Source organism: Kitasatospora sp. NPDC058965 (assembly GCF_042741245.1).
Taxonomy (GTDB): Bacteria; Actinomycetota; Actinomycetes; order Streptomycetales; family Streptomycetaceae; genus Kitasatospora.
The window spans coordinates 1-14,025 of sequence record NZ_JBHYKG010000099.1; the positions used below are offsets into that span (position 1 = coordinate 1).

Below are 14,025 nucleotides of genomic sequence, written 5' to 3' on the forward strand. Positions count from 1 at the left end.
CCCCGGTTCGGGGTGCCGCGGCCGTGCGGGAGGTACGCGGGTGGTTACTTCTTCAGCGCGTCCACCGCGCGCTGGGTGACCTCGTCCACCTTGCCCAGCGCGGGGATGGTCGTCACCAGCTGCTGCTGGACGTAGTAGTCGATGATCGGCTCGGTCTCCGTGTGGTAGACCTCCAGCCGGGTGCGCACCGACTCCTCGGTGTCGTCCGAGCGCTGGTACAGCTCGCCACCGCACTCGTCGCAGACGCCCTCGACGGCCGGCGGGTTGTACACCACGTGGAAGACGTGGGCGCCGTTGTTGCGGCAGATGCGGCGGCCGGCGATGCGCTTGACCACCTCGTCCTCGGGGACCTCCAGGTCGAGCACCCCGTCCACGGCGATGCCCTGCTCGGTGAGGAACTCGTCCAGCGCCTTGGCCTGGGCCAGGTTGCGCGGGAAGCCGTCGAGCAGGAAACCGCCGGCGGTGTCCGACTGCAGGAGCCGGTCCTTGGCCATCCCGATGGTCACCTCGTCCGGGACGAGCTGGCCCTGGTCCATGTAGCTCTTCGCCTCGACACCCAGCGGGGTGCCCTGGCTGATGTTGGCCCGGAACAGGTCACCGGTCGAGATGTGGGGAATGGACAGGGTCTTGGCGAGCAGGTTCGCCTGAGTACCCTTCCCGGCCCCGGGAGGTCCGACGAGGACGATACGCATCAGCGGAGGAACCCTTCGTAATTACGCTGCTGGAGCTGGCTCTCGATCTGCTTCACAGTTTCGAGTCCGACACCGACGATGATGAGGATGCTGGTGCCACCGAACGGGATCGTGGTGCTCGCGTTGAGGGCGACCAGGCCGATCATCGGGATCAGCGCGATGAGGCCCAGGTAGAGCGAACCCGGCCAGGTGATGCGGGTCAGCACGTAGTTAAGGTATTCGGCGGTCGGCCGACCGGCACGGATACCGGGAATGAAGCCACCATACTTCTTCATGTTGTCGGCAACTTCTTCGGGGTTGAAGGAGATCGCGACGTAGAAGAAGGCGAAGAACACGATCAGCACGAAGTACGAGATCATGTAGATCGGGTGGTCACCCTTGGTGAAGTTGTTCTGGATCCAGACCGCCCAGCCCGCCTTGCTGTTGGTCAACTGCGCGACCAGCGCCGGGATGTACAGCAGCGAGGAGGCGAAGATGACCGGGATGACACCGGCCTGGTTGACCTTCAGCGGGATGTAGGTCGAGGTGCCGCCGAACGCGCGGCGGCCGATCATGCGCTTCGCGTACTGGACCGGGATCCGGCGCTGCGCCTGCTCGACGAAGATGACCAGGACCACCACCACGACGCCGACCGCGATCACCGCGAAGAAGTCGAACCAGCCGCCGGCGATCTTGCCGAGCTTCTTGATCGTCCACAGGTTGCCCGGGAAGCCGGCCGCGATCGAGGTGAAGATCAGGATCGACATGCCGTTGCCGATGCCGCGGTCGGTGATGAGCTCGCCGAGCCACATGATCACGGTGGTGCCGGCGGTCATGCAGATGACCATGGTCGCGATGCGGAACACCGAGGTGTCCGGCACGACCTGGTTGCCCACCGGGCAGGTCGAGAAGAGCGCGCCGTTCGAGGCGGTGGCCACGATGCCGGTGCCCTGCAGGATGGCGAGCGCGATGGTCAGGTACCGGGTGTACTGGGTGATCTTCGCGGTACCGGCCTGACCCTCCTTCTTCAGCGCCTCGAGTCGCGGGATCACGACGGTCAGCAGCTGGAGGATGATGCTGGCGGTGATGTACGGCATGATCCCGAGCGCGAAGATCGTCAACTGCAGCAGCGCACCGCCGCTGAACAGGTTGACCAGGCCGAAGAGCCCGTTCTTGCTCTCGTTCACGCACTCGTGGACGGCCTTGAAGTTCACCCCGGGCACCGGCACGTGCGCGCCGAGCCGGAACAGCACCATGATGCCCAGCGTGAACAGCAGCTTCTTGCGCAGGTCGGGCGTCTTGAACGCCCGCGCGAACGCACTGAGCACGGTGCCTCCTGCGCCTCCCGCACGTCGTCGGCGGGAGGGTCGGTCCAGATGGACGGGGTCGATGTAGGTGGGGCGCTCCCCGGCGGCCCGCGGCCGGGAGTGGCCGCAACCTACAAGGGAACTCCACGGACTCTAACAGTGTGTGGCCACTCCGAAGAAGCGCGCAGAGACCGGGATTGCCGCCGCCGCGCCCAGATGCCCGGTTTTGGCCCGGGTTGGGCACGAATCCCGTGGTCATCGGCACACCGACGACCGGGCAGCAGCAGAGCGCCCCGCCCCTCTAACGAGGGACGGGGCGCTCTGTGACGATCAGTCAGCCAAGCTTCTGATCCGGAATTCCGGAGATCAGATCAGCTCGGTGACGGTGCCGCCGGCGGCCTTGATCTTCTCGGCGGCGGAGCCGGAGACGGCGTCCACCGAGACCTGCAGGGCCACCGAGATCTCGCCGGTGCCGAGCACCTTGACGAGCGAGTTCTTGCGAACCGCGCCCTTCTCGACGAGCGACTCGACGGTGACCTCGCCACCCTGCGGGTAGAGCTCGGCCAGCTTGTCGAGGTTGACGACCTGGAAGGTCACCTTGAAGGGGTTCTTGAAGCCCTTCAGCTTCGGCAGACGCATGTGGAGCGGCATCTGGCCACCCTCGAAGCGCTGCGGAACCTGGTAACGGGCCTTCGTACCCTTGGTGCCACGACCGGCGGTCTTGCCCTTGGAGCCCTCACCGCGACCGACACGGGTCTTCTCGGTCTTGGCACCCGGGGCGGGACGCAGGTTGTGGATCTTGATCGGGTTGTCAGACATGATCAGTCCACCTCCTCGACCGTGACGAGGTGACGGACGGTGTGGGCCATCCCGCGGATCTCGGGACGGTCCTCCTTCACGACCACGTCGTGCATGCGCTTGAGACCAAGCGAACGCAGGGTGTCACGGTGGTTCTGCTTGCTACCGATGTAGCTCTTGGTCTGGGTGATCTTCAGGCGAGCCATCAGACACCTGCCCCAGCCGTGGCAGCAGCGGCGGTGCCGGCGGCGCGAGCGCGCAGCAGGGCGGCCGGGGCCACGTCCTCGAGCGGCAGACCACGACGGGCGGCGATCTCCTCGGGGCGCACGAGGCCCTTCAGAGCAGCCACGGTGGCGTGCACGATGTTGATCGCGTTGTCCGAGCCGAGCGACTTCGACAGGATGTCGTGGACGCCGGCGCACTCCAGGACGGCACGCACCGGGCCACCGGCGATAACACCGGTACCGGGGGACGCCGGCTTCAGGAGCACGACGCCGGCGGCCTTCTCGCCCTGCACGGGGTGCGGGATGGTGCCCTGGATGCGGGGGACCTTGAAGAAGTTCTTCTTGGCCTCCTCAACACCCTTGGCGATGGCGGCCGGAACCTCCTTCGCCTTCCCGTAACCCACACCCACGGTGCCGTCACCGTCGCCCACCACGACCAGCGCGGTGAAGCTGAAGCGACGACCACCCTTGACAACCTTGGCGACACGGTTGATCGCGACGACGCGCTCGACGTAAGCGGTCTTCTCGACGACCGGGGCGCCGCCCCGCTCGTCACGCTTACGGTCGCGCCGCTCGCCACCGGTGCCGCGACCGGCGCCGCTGTCGCGGCGCTGGGGTCCAGCCATTGGAATTACCTCTCTCGTTTACGTCCGTCGACAGAGTCGACGAGCGGCTAGAAGTCGAGCCCGGCCTCGCGGGCCGCGTCCGCCAGGGCGGCGATGCGGCCGGCGTACCGGTTGCCCGCGCGGTCGAAGACGACCGACTCGATGCCGGCGGCCTTCGCGCGCTCGGCGACCAGGCTCCCGACCTTCTTGGCCAGCTCGGTCTTGTCGCCCTCGGCGCCCTTGATGGACACGTCGAGGGTGGACGCCGACGCCAGGGTGTGACCCTTGGCGTCGTCGATGACCTGGGCGACCATGTGACGGTTCGAGCGCGTCACGACGAGGCGCGGACGCACCTCGGTCCCGACGACGCGCTTGCGAACGCGAATCGCGCGGCGCTTGCGGGCGGCGTTCTTGTAGGCGTTGCCCTTGCCGATCTTGACAGAGACGCTCATCGCTTACTTACCACTCTTTCCGACCTTGCGGCGGATGACCTCGCCCGCGTACTTGACGCCCTTGGCCTTGTACGGGTCGGGCTTGCGCAGCTTGCGGATCTTCGCGGCGACCTCGCCGACCTTCTGCTTGTCAGTGCCGTCCACGTGGAACTTGGTGGGCGACTCGACCACGAAGGAGATGCCCTCCGGGGCCTCGACCAGGATCGGGTGGCTGTAGCCGAGCGAGAACTCCATGGCGGAGCCCTTCGCCGCGACGCGGTAACCAACACCGCTGATCTCCAGCGACTTGCGGTAGCCCGCGGTCACGCCGGTGATCATGTTCGCCACCAGCGTGCGCGACAGGCCGTGGAGGGCCTTCGACTGACGCTCGTCGTTCGGGCGAGAGACGACCAGGGTGCCGCTCTCGTCCTTGCTGATCTCGATCGGCGCAGCGACGACGTGGGTGAGCGAGCCCTTGGGGCCCTTCACCGAGACCGTCTGGCCATCGATGGTGACGTCCACGCCGGCGGGAACCGGGATGGGCAGCCGTCCAATACGCGACATTGCTGTACCTCCGTTTCCCGAATTACCAGACGTAGGCGAGAACTTCTCCGCCTACGCCCTTCTTGGCGGCCTGCTTGTCGGTCAGGAGGCCGGAGGACGTGGAGATGATCGCCACGCCCAGGCCGCCGAGCACCTTCGGCAGGTTGGTGGACTTTGCGTAAACACGCAGACCCGGCTTGCTGATGCGCTTGATGCCGGCGATGGAGCGCTCACGGTTCGGGCCGAACTTGAGCTCGATGGTGAGCTTCTTGCCCACCTCGCCCTCGCTCGGGTCCTCGACCTTGTAGGAGGAGATGTAACCCTCCTGCTGCAGGATCTCGGCGACGTGCGCCTTGAGCTTGCTCGACGGCATCACGACACTGTCGTGGTACGCCGAGTTCGCGTTCCGCAGACGCGTGAGCATGTCTGCGATCGGGTCAGTCATGGTCATGGTGGCCTCAGGCCTCTCTCGCCGTGGTTTCTCCGCGCCAGGTCCCCCCGCCGCACTCGTGGAGTGCGGTGGGGGCACAGACGCAGGGGACCTGCGACGTTAGTAAGACTGGGTGCGAGCCCTTCCAGAGAAGAGCCGCGGACATCCATGGGAATGCCGCGGCAGGGGGCCCGACCCCACTACCTTACGGGATCCTTGACAGGAACCCAAAAGGAGGGGCCGGGCCGCTCTGCTTCGCAGTGGTGTGCCTAGCGCTCCGGGACTACCAGGAGCTCTTGGTCACGCCCGGCAGCTCGCCGCGGTGCGCCATCTCACGGAGGCATACACGGCAGAGGCCGAACTTGCGGTACACCGAGTGCGGACGGCCGCACCGCTGGCACCGGGTGTAGGCCCGCACGCCGAACTTCGGCTTGCGCTCGGCCTTCGCGATGAGGGACTTCTTCGCCATTGGCTCACGCCTCCTTGAACGGGAAGCCCAGAGCGCGCAGCAGCGCCCGGCCCTCGTCGTCGGTCTGAGCGGTGGTCACGACGGTGATGTCCATACCGCGCTGACGGTCGACCTTGTCCTGGTCGATCTCGTGGAACATGACCTGCTCGGTCAGACCGAAGGTGTAGTTGCCACGGCCGTCGAACTGCTTCGGGGAGAGCCCGCGGAAGTCACGGATACGCGGCAGCGCCAGCGACACCAGACGGTCCAGGAACTCCCACATGCGGTCACCACGGAGGGTGACGTGGGTGCCGATCGGCTGGCCCTCGCGCAGCTTGAACTGCGCGATGGACTTGCGGGCCTTGGTCACGGCCGGCTTCTGACCGGTGATCGCGGTCAGGTCCTTGATCGCGCCCTCGATCAGCTTGCTGTCACGGGCGGCCTCGCCGACACCCATGTTGACCACGACCTTGACCAGGCCGGGGATCAGCATGACGTTCTCGTACGAGAACTGCTCCTGCAGCTGACCCTTGATCTCGGAGTTGTAACGCTCCTTGAGACGGGGGGTCACCTTCTCAACAGTCGTCTCAGACATCAGATGTCCTCACCGGTTCGCTTGGCAACGCGGATCTTGTTGCCCTCGTCGTCGAAGCGGTAGCCCACGCGGGTGACGACCTTCTTGCCGTCCTTCTCCACGACCAGCTGCACGTTGGAAACGTGCACCGGGGCCTCGACGGTGACGATGCCACCGGCGGTGCCCTGGCCGGGCTTGGTGTGCTTCTTGACCCGGTTCACACCCTCGACCAGGACCTTGTTCTCAGCCGGCATGGCCTGGATGACCTTGCCCTGCTTGCCCTTGTCCTTGCCGGTGATGACCTGAACCAGGTCACCCTTCTTGATCTTCATGCTGTTCGCCATGGGTTAGAGCACCTCCGGCGCCAGCGAGATGATCTTCATGAACTTCTTGTCACGCAGCTCGCGGCCCACCGGGCCGAAGATGCGGGTGCCACGGGGGTCACCATCGGTGTTCTTGAGAACGACAGCGGCGTTCTCGTCGAAACGGATGTAGGAACCGTCCGGACGACGGCGCTCCTTGACCGTACGGACGACGACGCACTTGACGACGTCGCCCTTCTTCACCGAACCACCGGGGATCGCGTCCTTGACGGTGGCGACGATGACGTCCCCGATACCGGCGTAGCGGCGACCGGAGCCACCGAGAACGCGGATGCAGAGAATCTCCTTGGCACCCGTGTTGTCGGCGACGCGCAGTCGCGACTCCTGCTGGATCACAGCTTTCTCCTGATCGTCAACGAGAGTCGACCGGCCGGCCGCTGCTCACACCGGCATTCCCGAGGGAATCCGGTGCACATACGGCCGTACCGCATCGGCTTCGTTACTTGGCCTTCTCGAGGATCTCGACGACGCGCCAGCGCTTCGTCGCGGACAGCGGGCGGGTCTCCGCGAGGAGGACCCGGTCACCGATGCCGCACGCGTTCTGCTCGTCGTGCGCCTTCAGCTTGTTCGTACGGCGGATGACCTTGCCGTACAGAGCGTGCTTGACGCGGTCCTCGACGGCGACGACGACGGTCTTGTCCATCTTGTCGCTGACGACGAGACCCTCACGGGTCTTGCGGAAACCGCGCGTCTCGTTGGTGTTCTCAGTCATCAGGCGCTCTCCACCGTCTCGATGCCCAGCTCGCGCTCGCGCATCAGGGTGTAGATCCGCGCGATGTCCTTACGGACCAGCCGGAGCCGTCCGTGGTTGTCGAGCTGTCCGGTCGCCGCCTGGAAGCGGAGGTTGAACAGCTCCTCCTTGGCCTCACGAAGCTTGGCAACGAGACCCTCGTTGTCCAGCTCGCGCAGCTCAGCAGCCTTGGTGCCGGCCGACATCAGCTCTCACCGTCCTCGCGCCGGACGATCCGGCACTTCATCGGCAGCTTGTGCGCGGCGCGGGTGAGCGCCTCGCGAGCCACCTTCTCGTTCGGGTACGACAGCTCGAACATGACCCGACCCGGGTGCACGTTCGCGATCCACCACTCCGGCGAACCCTTACCGGAACCCATGCGGGTCTCGGCCGGCTTCTTGGTGAGCGGGCGGTCCGGGTAGATGTTGATCCAGACCTTGCCGCCACGGCGGATGTGACGGGTGATCGCGATACGAGCGGACTCGATCTGACGGTTCGTCACGTAGGCCGGGGTGACGGCCTGGATGCCGAACTGGCCGAACGCCAGCTCGGTGCCACCCTTCGAAGCGCCGCGGCGCTTCGGGTGGTGCTGCTTGCGGTGCTTGACCCGACGGGGGATCAGCATGGGGTCAGGCCTCCGTTCCGGTGCTCTCGGCAGCGGGCGCCTCGGTCACCGGGGCCGCGGGGGCCTCGGCAGCCGGACGACGGCCACCACGGGCGCCGCCACGCTCGCCGCCACGGCCACCGCGCTCGCCGCCGCGCGCGGGGCGGGCGTCGTTGCGGGCCGGACGGTTGCCCGAGCGGGCAGCGGCGTTCTCAGCGCGGACCTCGGCGATGTTCTTGACGTCGCCCTTGTAGATCCAGACCTTCACGCCGATGCGGCCGAAGGTCGTCTTGGCCTCGAAGAAGCCGTAGTCGACGTTCGCGCGCAGGGTGTGCAGCGGCACACGGCCCTCGCGGTAGAACTCCGAACGGCTCATCTCGGCGCCGCCGAGACGACCGGAGCACTGGACCTTGATGCCCTTGGCGCCGGACTTCATGGTGCCCTGCATCGACTTGCGCATGGCACGGCGGAACGACACGCGGGAGGACAGCTGCTCCGCGACGCCCTGAGCCACGAGCTGGGCGTCCAGCTCGGGGTTCTTGACCTCGAGGATGTTCAGCTGGACCTGCTTGCCGGTCAGCTTCTCGAGGTCGCCGCGGATGCGGTCGGCCTCGGTGCCGCGACGCCCGATGACGATGCCGGGGCGGGCGGTGTGGATGTCCACGCGGACGCGGTCGCGGGTGCGCTCGATCTCGACCTTGGAGATGCCGGCGCGCTCCATGCCCTTCGTCATCATGCGACGAATGGCAACGTCTTCCTTGACGTAGTCCTTGTACAGCTTGTCGGCGTACCAGCGGGACTTGAAGTCCGTGCTGATGCCGAGGCGGAACCCGTGCGGGTTAACCTTCTGGCCCATTACCGGGTCCCTTCCTTGCTGCTGACGACCACGGTGATGTGGCTGGTCCGCTTGCGGATCCGGTAGGCGCGGCCCTGGGCACGCGGACGGAACCGCTTCAGGGTCGGGCCCTCGTCAACGTACGCCTCGGAGATGTAGAGGTCGTCCACGTTGGAGTGGTTGTAGTTGTGCGCGGCGTTGGCGATGGCGCTGTCGAGCACCTTGCCGACCGGCACGGTGGCGGCCTGCGGAGCGAACCGCAGGATCGCCTGGGCCTCCGTGGCGTTCAGGCCACGGATGAGGTCCACCACGCGGCGGGCCTTCATGGGCGTGACGCGGATGTACCGCGCCTGGGCCCTGGCTTCCATGGTTGTCCCCTTAATGGAGTAAGTCATTGAGTCGTTCTGGCGGTGAAGCTCAGGCGACTAGCGACGCTTCGACTTGCGGTCGTCCTTGACGTGGCCGCGGAAGGTGCGGGTCGGAGCGAACTCGCCCAGCTTGTGGCCGACCATCGACTCGGTGACGAACACCGGGACGTGCTTGCGACCATCGTGGACCGCGATCGTGTGACCGAGCATGCTCGGGCTGATCACGGAGCGACGGGACCAGGTCTTGATGACGTTCTGGGTACCCGCCTCGTTCTGCGCGTCCACCTTCTTGATGAGGTGGCCGTCGATGAAGGGGCCCTTCTTGAGACTGCGCGGCATCTGACCTGCTCCTAGCGCTTCTTGTTGGTCTTGCGGCGGCGCACGATGAGGGAGTCCGAAGCCTTGTTGGGCTTGCGGGTGCGACCCTCCTTCTGACCCCACGGCGAGACCGGGTGGCGACCACCAGAGGTCTTACCCTCACCACCACCGTGCGGGTGGTCGATCGGGTTCATGGCCACACCACGCACGGTCGGGCGAACGCCCTTCCAGCGCATACGGCCGGCCTTGCCCCAGTTGATGTTCGACTGCTCGGCGTTGCCGACCTCGCCGACGGTGGCGCGGCAGCGCACGTCGACCAGGCGGATCTCACCGGAGGGCATGCGCAGGTGCGCCATGCGACCCTCACGGGCGAGCAGCTGGATGCCGGCGCCGGCGGAGCGGGCCATCTTGGCACCGCCACCGGGACGCAGCTCCACCGCGTGGATGGTGGTACCGACCGGGATGTTGCGCAGCGGCAGGTTGTTGCCCGGCTTGATGTCGGCCGCGGGGCCGTTCTCAATCCGGTCACCCTGCGTGATGCCGCGGGGGGCGATGATGTAGCGCTTCTCGCCGTCCGCGTAGTGCAGGAGCGCGATGCGCGCAGTGCGGTTCGGGTCGTACTCGATGTGCGCGACCTTCGCCGGCACGCCGTCCTTGTCGTGACGACGGAAGTCGATCACGCGGTAGGCGCGCTTGTGTCCGCCACCCTGGTGGCGAGCGGTGATACGACCGGCGTTGTTGCGGCCGCCCTTGCTGTGCAGGGGGCGAACCAGCGACTTCTCCGGCGTGGACCGCGTGATCTCTACGAAGTCGGCCACGCTGGAGCCACGACGGCCCGGCGTAGTCGGCTTGTACTTGCGGATGCCCATTTGGCTCTCTCGTCCTCGTCCTTAACGACGATCCGACTCTCCGTTAGGAGACCGGACCACCGAAGATGTCGATGCGGTTGCCCTCGGCCAGCGTCACGATGGCGCGCTTGGTGTCCTTGCGCTTGCCAAAGCCCGTCTTGGACCGCTTGCGCTTGCCCTGACGGTTGATCGTGTTGACAGCCTCGACCTTGACCGAGAAGACCGCCTCGACGGCCTGCTTGATCTGGGTCTTGTTGGCGCCCGGCGACACGATGAACGTGTACTTGTTCTCGTCGAGGAGCGCGTAGCTCTTCTCGGAGATGACCGGCTTCACCAGGACGTCACGGGGGTCCGTGAACGTCTTGCTCGTAACGTCGCTCATCAGGCGGCGCTCCCTTCGAGCTCGCCCTCAGCGGCAACGGCCTTGGCGGACGCGGCCGGACCGGCCACGAAACGCTCGAAGGCGGCCTGGGTGAAGACCACATCGTCGGAGACGAGCACGTCGTAGGTGTTCAGCTGACCGGCGTCCAGGATGTGCACGTGCGGCAGGTTGCGAGCGGACTTGAGGCCCAGCTCGTCCGAGCGCTCGACGACCAGGAGGACGTTCTTGCGGTCGGTGATCTTGCCGAACAGGCTCTTGGCGGCCTTGGTCGACGGCGCCTCGGTCGCGGTCACGCCGGTGACGACGTGGATGCGGTTGTGGCGGGCCCGGTCGGTGAGCGCACCGCGCAGGGCGGCGGCGATCATCTTCTTCGGGGTCCGCTGCGAGTAGTCGCGCGGCACGGGACCGTGCACGACGCCACCGCCGGCGAACTGCGGCGCACGGGTCGAGCCCTGACGAGCCCGGCCGGTGCCCTTCTGGCGGTACGGCTTCTTGCCGCCACCGCGGACCTCGCCACGAGTCTTGGTCTTGTGGGTGCCCTGACGGGCCGCAGCGAGCTGCGCCACGACGACCTGGTGCATCAGCGGAACGCTGACCTTCGCGTCGAAGATCTCGGCCGGCAGCTCGACGCTGCCCGCCTTGTCGCCAGCCGGCGACAGGATGTCAATGGTGCTCATTTCCTCACAGCCCCTTCGCCGCGGTGCGGACGAGGACGAGGCCGCCGTTCGGGCCCGGGACGGCGCCCTTGATGAGCAGCAGACCCTTCTCCGCGTCGACCGCGTGCACGGTCAGGTTCTGGGTGGTCACACGCTCGTGACCCATCCGACCAGCCATGCGCAGACCCTTGAACACGCGGCCCGGGGTGGCGCAGCCACCGATGGAACCGGGCGAACGGTGCTTGCGCTGGGTGCCGTGACCGGCGCCGAGGCCCTTGAAGTTGTGACGCTTCATGACACCGGCGAAGCCCTTGCCCTTGGAGGTGCCGGTCACGTCGACCTTGACACCCGCCTCGAACAGCTCGGCGGTGATCTCCTGGCCCAGCGTGTACTCGGACGCGTCCGAGGTGCGCAGCTCGACCAGGTGGCGGCGCGGGGTGACACCGGCCTTGGCGAAGTGGCCCGCGAGGGGCTTGTTCACCTTGCGGGGGTCGATCTCGCCGAAACCGATCTGCACGGCGTCGTAGCCGGCAGCGCTGTCAGCGGTGTGGACCTGGGTCACGACATTCGGCCCGGCCTTGACGACGGTCACCGGAACGATCCGGTTGTTCTCGTCCCAGACCTGGGTCATGCCGAGCTTCTCGCCCAGGATGCCCTTAATCTGCTTTGCCATCTTCGTCGCGCCTCTCAGAGCTTGATCTCGATGTCGACGCCGGCCGGAAGGTCGAGGCGCATCAGCGAGTCAACGGTCTTCGGGGTCGGGTCGAGGATGTCGATCAGACGCTTGTGAGTGCGCATCTCGAAGTGCTCGCGCGAGTCCTTGTACTTGTGCGGCGAGCGGATGACGCAGTACACGTTCTTCTCAGTGGGCAGCGGCACCGGGCCCGCGACCTGCGCACCAGTACGAATCACCGTCTCGACGATCTTCTTCGCCGAGGAGTCGATGACCTCGTGGTCGTAGGCCTTGAGCCGGATGCGGATCTTCTGTCCCGCCATGGCTACTTCGTAGTCCTTCTGTCATGTGCTGCTTCTGCGACCGGGTTCGTCCGGGTGGACTGGTCCGGCGGTGTCCCCGGCTGATTACCTCCGGCCCCCGCGCTCGGGCGTGTCGCGCCTGAGCCAGCAAAAGAGATGCACAGCACCTCTGGGATCCGGGTCGGTCTTGCACCCGCAGGACGCCGGGTCGAGGCCCCGCCCACGCTTCCCGGAAGATTCCCGTACTTTCGCCCCGCAGCTGCCGCGGTGTCGCTTACACACCACTACGGCCCACATGCAGGCCCCGGAGGGCAGGCACGGACCATATGAACGGCCATCACGGGAACGACGAGTAGATGGGACTCGCTTCCGGTCCTCCCGGCGGGAGGCGCGCAGCATCGGCACTCAACCGAGCAACTTGACTATCTTGCCATATCAGAGGCGTTTGGCGCCAATCGCGCAGGGGTAGCACGCTGATCCGCCGTCAATTCTTCGGTCGGAGACGCGAAAGGGCCCCACAACTCGCTCGGACGAGCGGGTCGTGGGGCCCTTTCTGGCGCTAGGTCAGAGCATCAATTACTTGATGATCTCGGTGACCTGGCCGGCGCCGACGGTCCGGCCACCCTCACGGATGGCGAACTTGAGGCCCTGCTCCATGGCGACGGGCTGGATCAGCGCGACGTCCATGGCGGTGTTGTCGCCCGGCATGACCATCTCGGTGCCCTCGGGGAGGGTCACGACGCCGGTCACGTCCGTGGTACGGAAGTAGAACTGCGGGCGGTAGTTGTTGAAGAACGGGGTGTGACGGCCACCCTCGTCCTTCGACAGGATGTAGGCCTGGGCCTTGAAGTCGGTGTGCGGGGTAACCGAACCCGGCTTGATGATGACCTGGCCGCGCTCGACGTCCTCGCGCTTGATGCCGCGGAGCAGCAGACCGACGTTCTCACCGGCCTGGCCCTCGTCGAGCAGCTTGCGGAACATCTCGATACCGGTGACCGTGGTGGTGGTCTTGGTGGTCTTGATGCCGATGATGTCGACGGTCTCGTTGACCTTGAGGATACCGCGCTCGATACGACCGGTGACGACGGTGCCACGACCGGTGATCGTGAAGACGTCCTCGATCGGCATCAGGAACGGCTGGTCGGTGAGGCGCTCCGGGGTCGGGATGGCCTCGTCGACCGCGTGCATCAGGCCGAGGAGCTTCTCGCCCCACTCCTTGTCGCCCTCCAGCGCCTTCAGCGCGGAGACGCGCACGACCGGCAGGTCGTCGCCCGGGAACTCGTACTCGGAGAGCAGCTCGCGGACCTCGAGCTCGACGAGCTCCAGGATCTCCTCGTCGTCCACCATGTCGGCCTTGTTCAGGGCGACGACGATGTACGGAACGCCGACCTGGCGGGCCAGGAGGACGTGCTCCTTGGTCTGCGGCATCGGGCCGTCGGTGGCGGCGACGACGAGGATCGCGCCGTCCATCTGGGCCGCACCGGTGATCATGTTCTTGATGTAGTCGGCGTGACCCGGGCAGTCGACGTGGGCGTAGTGACGCGCCTCGGTCTGGTACTCGACGTGCGCGATCGAGATGGTGATACCGCGCTGACGCTCCTCCGGGGCCTTGTCGATCTGGTCGAACGGCGTGAAGGGGTTGATGTCCGGGTACGCGTCGTGCAGCACCTTGGTGATGGCCGCAGTCAGCGTGGTCTTACCGTGGTCGATGTGACCGATGGTGCCGATGTTGACGTGGGGCTTCGTCCGCTCGAACTTCGCCTTCGCCACTTCAGTCCTCCTGAGGACAGTTCTGTACGCCGTACGACGTCAGTTGGTCTTTGATCGGGTTGTGGCCCGGGGTGCTGTGACACACCCCGTGCCGTCCCGCGGATGGGGGCCGGAACTGCCGGCGG

24 protein-coding genes are annotated in these 14,025 nt (G+C 66.3%); all 24 read right to left on the minus strand.

The features are described 5' to 3' along the window. Nucleotides 1-44 precede the first annotated feature (44 nt). Entirely contained in the window at nucleotides 45-692 is a 648-nt protein-coding gene (locus ACFW1A_RS18290) for an adenylate kinase (protein WP_380410119.1), read from the minus strand. Beyond that, nucleotides 692-1,999, minus strand: a complete 1,308-nt coding sequence (gene secY, locus ACFW1A_RS18295) for a preprotein translocase subunit SecY (RefSeq protein ID WP_380410120.1) — start codon at nucleotides 1,997-1,999, stop codon at nucleotides 692-694. The genes ACFW1A_RS18290 and secY overlap by 1 nt, the downstream gene beginning before the upstream one ends. Nucleotides 2,000-2,344: 345 nt before the next feature. Continuing rightward, entirely contained in the window at nucleotides 2,345-2,797 is a 453-nt protein-coding gene (rplO, locus tag ACFW1A_RS18300) for a 50S ribosomal protein L15 (RefSeq protein WP_380410121.1), read from the minus strand. A 2-nt stretch (nucleotides 2,798-2,799) separates the two neighbouring features. Further along, on the minus strand, nucleotides 2,800-2,982 hold the full coding sequence (gene rpmD / locus ACFW1A_RS18305; protein WP_030055835.1) for a 50S ribosomal protein L30: 183 nt from the start codon (nucleotides 2,980-2,982) through the stop codon (nucleotides 2,800-2,802). Beyond that, nucleotides 2,982-3,626, minus strand: a complete 645-nt coding sequence (rpsE, locus tag ACFW1A_RS18310; RefSeq protein WP_380410122.1) for a 30S ribosomal protein S5 — start codon at nucleotides 3,624-3,626, stop codon at nucleotides 2,982-2,984. Before rpsE ends, rpmD begins: the two co-directional genes overlap by 1 nt. A 47-nt stretch (nucleotides 3,627-3,673) precedes the next feature. After that, nucleotides 3,674-4,057 (minus strand): 50S ribosomal protein L18, encoded by a 384-nt coding sequence (gene rplR, locus ACFW1A_RS18315; RefSeq protein ID WP_380410123.1) that lies wholly within the window; start codon nucleotides 4,055-4,057, stop codon nucleotides 3,674-3,676. A gap of 3 nt (nucleotides 4,058-4,060) precedes the next feature. Further along, entirely contained in the window at nucleotides 4,061-4,600 is a 540-nt protein-coding gene (gene rplF, locus ACFW1A_RS18320; RefSeq protein WP_380410124.1) for a 50S ribosomal protein L6, read from the minus strand. A gap of 22 nt (nucleotides 4,601-4,622) precedes the next feature. Beyond that, nucleotides 4,623-5,030 (minus strand): 30S ribosomal protein S8, encoded by a 408-nt coding sequence (rpsH, locus tag ACFW1A_RS18325; protein WP_380410125.1) that lies wholly within the window; start codon nucleotides 5,028-5,030, stop codon nucleotides 4,623-4,625. 262 nt (nucleotides 5,031-5,292) lie between these two features. Further along, nucleotides 5,293-5,478 carry a type Z 30S ribosomal protein S14 gene (locus ACFW1A_RS18330; protein WP_030393303.1) on the minus strand — a complete coding sequence of 62 codons (186 nt, stop codon included), beginning with the start codon at nucleotides 5,476-5,478 and terminating at the stop codon, nucleotides 5,293-5,295. Nucleotides 5,479-5,482: 4 nt separating this feature from the next. Next, nucleotides 5,483-6,052, minus strand: a complete 570-nt coding sequence (gene rplE / locus ACFW1A_RS18335) for a 50S ribosomal protein L5 (RefSeq protein WP_380410126.1) — start codon at nucleotides 6,050-6,052, stop codon at nucleotides 5,483-5,485. Next, nucleotides 6,052-6,363 carry a 50S ribosomal protein L24 gene (rplX, locus tag ACFW1A_RS18340; protein WP_380410143.1) on the minus strand — a complete coding sequence of 104 codons (312 nt, stop codon included), beginning with the start codon at nucleotides 6,361-6,363 and terminating at the stop codon, nucleotides 6,052-6,054. Before rplX ends, rplE begins: the two co-directional genes overlap by 1 nt. Before the next feature lie 15 nt (nucleotides 6,364-6,378). Beyond that, the gene (rplN, locus tag ACFW1A_RS18345) at nucleotides 6,379-6,750 is read right to left on the minus strand and encodes a 50S ribosomal protein L14 (protein WP_030300391.1); all 372 of its coding nucleotides are present in this window, start codon (nucleotides 6,748-6,750) and stop codon (nucleotides 6,379-6,381) included. Between the two features lie 103 nt (nucleotides 6,751-6,853). Next, nucleotides 6,854-7,126: a 30S ribosomal protein S17 gene (gene rpsQ, locus ACFW1A_RS18350; RefSeq protein ID WP_110670527.1), complete on the minus strand. Its 273-nt coding sequence runs from the start codon at nucleotides 7,124-7,126 to the stop codon at nucleotides 6,854-6,856. Next, nucleotides 7,126-7,350 (minus strand): 50S ribosomal protein L29, encoded by a 225-nt coding sequence (rpmC, locus tag ACFW1A_RS18355; RefSeq protein WP_110670525.1) that lies wholly within the window; start codon nucleotides 7,348-7,350, stop codon nucleotides 7,126-7,128. The genes rpsQ and rpmC overlap by 1 nt, the downstream gene beginning before the upstream one ends. After that, the gene (rplP, locus tag ACFW1A_RS18360; RefSeq protein WP_030300385.1) at nucleotides 7,350-7,769 is read right to left on the minus strand and encodes a 50S ribosomal protein L16; all 420 of its coding nucleotides are present in this window, start codon (nucleotides 7,767-7,769) and stop codon (nucleotides 7,350-7,352) included. Before rplP ends, rpmC begins: the two co-directional genes overlap by 1 nt. Before the next feature lie 4 nt (nucleotides 7,770-7,773). Then, a complete protein-coding gene (rpsC, locus tag ACFW1A_RS18365) occupies nucleotides 7,774-8,604 on the minus strand; it encodes a 30S ribosomal protein S3 (protein ID WP_110670523.1) in 831 nt (276 codons plus the stop codon). Then, on the minus strand, nucleotides 8,604-8,951 hold the full coding sequence (gene rplV / locus ACFW1A_RS18370; RefSeq protein WP_380410127.1) for a 50S ribosomal protein L22: 348 nt from the start codon (nucleotides 8,949-8,951) through the stop codon (nucleotides 8,604-8,606). Before rplV ends, rpsC begins: the two co-directional genes overlap by 1 nt. 57 nt (nucleotides 8,952-9,008) lie before the next feature. Further along, a complete protein-coding gene (rpsS, locus tag ACFW1A_RS18375; protein ID WP_035848164.1) occupies nucleotides 9,009-9,290 on the minus strand; it encodes a 30S ribosomal protein S19 in 282 nt (93 codons plus the stop codon). An 11-nt stretch (nucleotides 9,291-9,301) separates the two neighbouring features. After that, nucleotides 9,302-10,138 carry a 50S ribosomal protein L2 gene (gene rplB, locus ACFW1A_RS18380; RefSeq protein WP_380410128.1) on the minus strand — a complete coding sequence of 279 codons (837 nt, stop codon included), beginning with the start codon at nucleotides 10,136-10,138 and terminating at the stop codon, nucleotides 9,302-9,304. A 43-nt stretch (nucleotides 10,139-10,181) separates the two neighbouring features. Beyond that, nucleotides 10,182-10,499, minus strand: a complete 318-nt coding sequence (gene rplW / locus ACFW1A_RS18385) for a 50S ribosomal protein L23 (RefSeq protein ID WP_380410129.1) — start codon at nucleotides 10,497-10,499, stop codon at nucleotides 10,182-10,184. Beyond that, nucleotides 10,499-11,176, minus strand: coding sequence for a 50S ribosomal protein L4 (gene rplD, locus ACFW1A_RS18390; protein ID WP_380410130.1), 678 nt, complete (start codon nucleotides 11,174-11,176; stop codon nucleotides 10,499-10,501). The genes rplW and rplD overlap by 1 nt, the downstream gene beginning before the upstream one ends. Nucleotides 11,177-11,180: 4 nt before the next feature. Then, entirely contained in the window at nucleotides 11,181-11,828 is a 648-nt protein-coding gene (gene rplC, locus ACFW1A_RS18395; RefSeq protein WP_110670513.1) for a 50S ribosomal protein L3, read from the minus strand. 14 nt (nucleotides 11,829-11,842) lie between these two features. Further along, the gene (gene rpsJ / locus ACFW1A_RS18400; RefSeq protein ID WP_012785157.1) at nucleotides 11,843-12,151 is read right to left on the minus strand and encodes a 30S ribosomal protein S10; all 309 of its coding nucleotides are present in this window, start codon (nucleotides 12,149-12,151) and stop codon (nucleotides 11,843-11,845) included. Between the two features lie 555 nt (nucleotides 12,152-12,706). Further along, nucleotides 12,707-13,900, minus strand: a complete 1,194-nt coding sequence (gene tuf, locus ACFW1A_RS18405) for an elongation factor Tu (protein WP_380410131.1) — start codon at nucleotides 13,898-13,900, stop codon at nucleotides 12,707-12,709. Nucleotides 13,901-14,025: the final 125 nt, after the last annotated feature.

Excerpts from the sequence above, each read along its gene's own strand:
- rplW (WP_380410129.1), bottom strand. The coding sequence starts at position 10,499 with ATGAGCGACGTTACGAGCAAGACGTTCACGGACCCCCGTGACGTCCTG.
- ACFW1A_RS18290 (WP_380410119.1), bottom strand. The coding sequence starts at position 692 with ATGCGTATCGTCCTCGTCGGACCTCCCGGGGCCGGGAAGGGTACTCAG.
- rplE (WP_380410126.1), bottom strand. The coding sequence starts at position 6,052 with ATGTCTGAGACGACTGTTGAGAAGGTGACCCCCCGTCTCAAGGAGCGT.
- rpsJ (WP_012785157.1), bottom strand. The coding sequence starts at position 12,151 with ATGGCGGGACAGAAGATCCGCATCCGGCTCAAGGCCTACGACCACGAG.
- rplR (WP_380410123.1), bottom strand. The coding sequence starts at position 4,057 with ATGAGCGTCTCTGTCAAGATCGGCAAGGGCAACGCCTACAAGAACGCC.
- rpsS (WP_035848164.1), bottom strand. The coding sequence starts at position 9,290 with ATGCCGCGCAGTCTCAAGAAGGGCCCCTTCATCGACGGCCACCTCATC.
- ACFW1A_RS18330 (WP_030393303.1), bottom strand. The coding sequence starts at position 5,478 with ATGGCGAAGAAGTCCCTCATCGCGAAGGCCGAGCGCAAGCCGAAGTTC.
- rpsH (WP_380410125.1), bottom strand. The coding sequence starts at position 5,030 with ATGACCATGACTGACCCGATCGCAGACATGCTCACGCGTCTGCGGAAC.
- rpmD (WP_030055835.1), bottom strand. The coding sequence starts at position 2,982 with ATGGCTCGCCTGAAGATCACCCAGACCAAGAGCTACATCGGTAGCAAG.
- rplD (WP_380410130.1), bottom strand. The coding sequence starts at position 11,176 with ATGAGCACCATTGACATCCTGTCGCCGGCTGGCGACAAGGCGGGCAGC.
- rplB (WP_380410128.1), bottom strand. The coding sequence starts at position 10,138 with ATGGGCATCCGCAAGTACAAGCCGACTACGCCGGGCCGTCGTGGCTCC.
- rplO (WP_380410121.1), bottom strand. The coding sequence starts at position 2,797 with ATGTCTGACAACCCGATCAAGATCCACAACCTGCGTCCCGCCCCGGGT.
- rpsE (WP_380410122.1), bottom strand. The coding sequence starts at position 3,626 with ATGGCTGGACCCCAGCGCCGCGACAGCGGCGCCGGTCGCGGCACCGGT.
- rplX (WP_380410143.1), bottom strand. The coding sequence starts at position 6,363 with ATGAAGATCAAGAAGGGTGACCTGGTTCAGGTCATCACCGGCAAGGAC.
- rplC (WP_110670513.1), bottom strand. The coding sequence starts at position 11,828 with ATGGCAAAGCAGATTAAGGGCATCCTGGGCGAGAAGCTCGGCATGACC.
- rpmC (WP_110670525.1), bottom strand. The coding sequence starts at position 7,350 with ATGTCGGCCGGCACCAAGGCTGCTGAGCTGCGCGAGCTGGACAACGAG.
- rplV (WP_380410127.1), bottom strand. The coding sequence starts at position 8,951 with ATGGAAGCCAGGGCCCAGGCGCGGTACATCCGCGTCACGCCCATGAAG.
- rpsQ (WP_110670527.1), bottom strand. The coding sequence starts at position 7,126 with ATGACTGAGAACACCAACGAGACGCGCGGTTTCCGCAAGACCCGTGAG.
- rplP (WP_030300385.1), bottom strand. The coding sequence starts at position 7,769 with ATGCTGATCCCCCGTCGGGTCAAGCACCGCAAGCAGCACCACCCGAAG.
- rpsC (WP_110670523.1), bottom strand. The coding sequence starts at position 8,604 with ATGGGCCAGAAGGTTAACCCGCACGGGTTCCGCCTCGGCATCAGCACG.
- rplF (WP_380410124.1), bottom strand. The coding sequence starts at position 4,600 with ATGTCGCGTATTGGACGGCTGCCCATCCCGGTTCCCGCCGGCGTGGAC.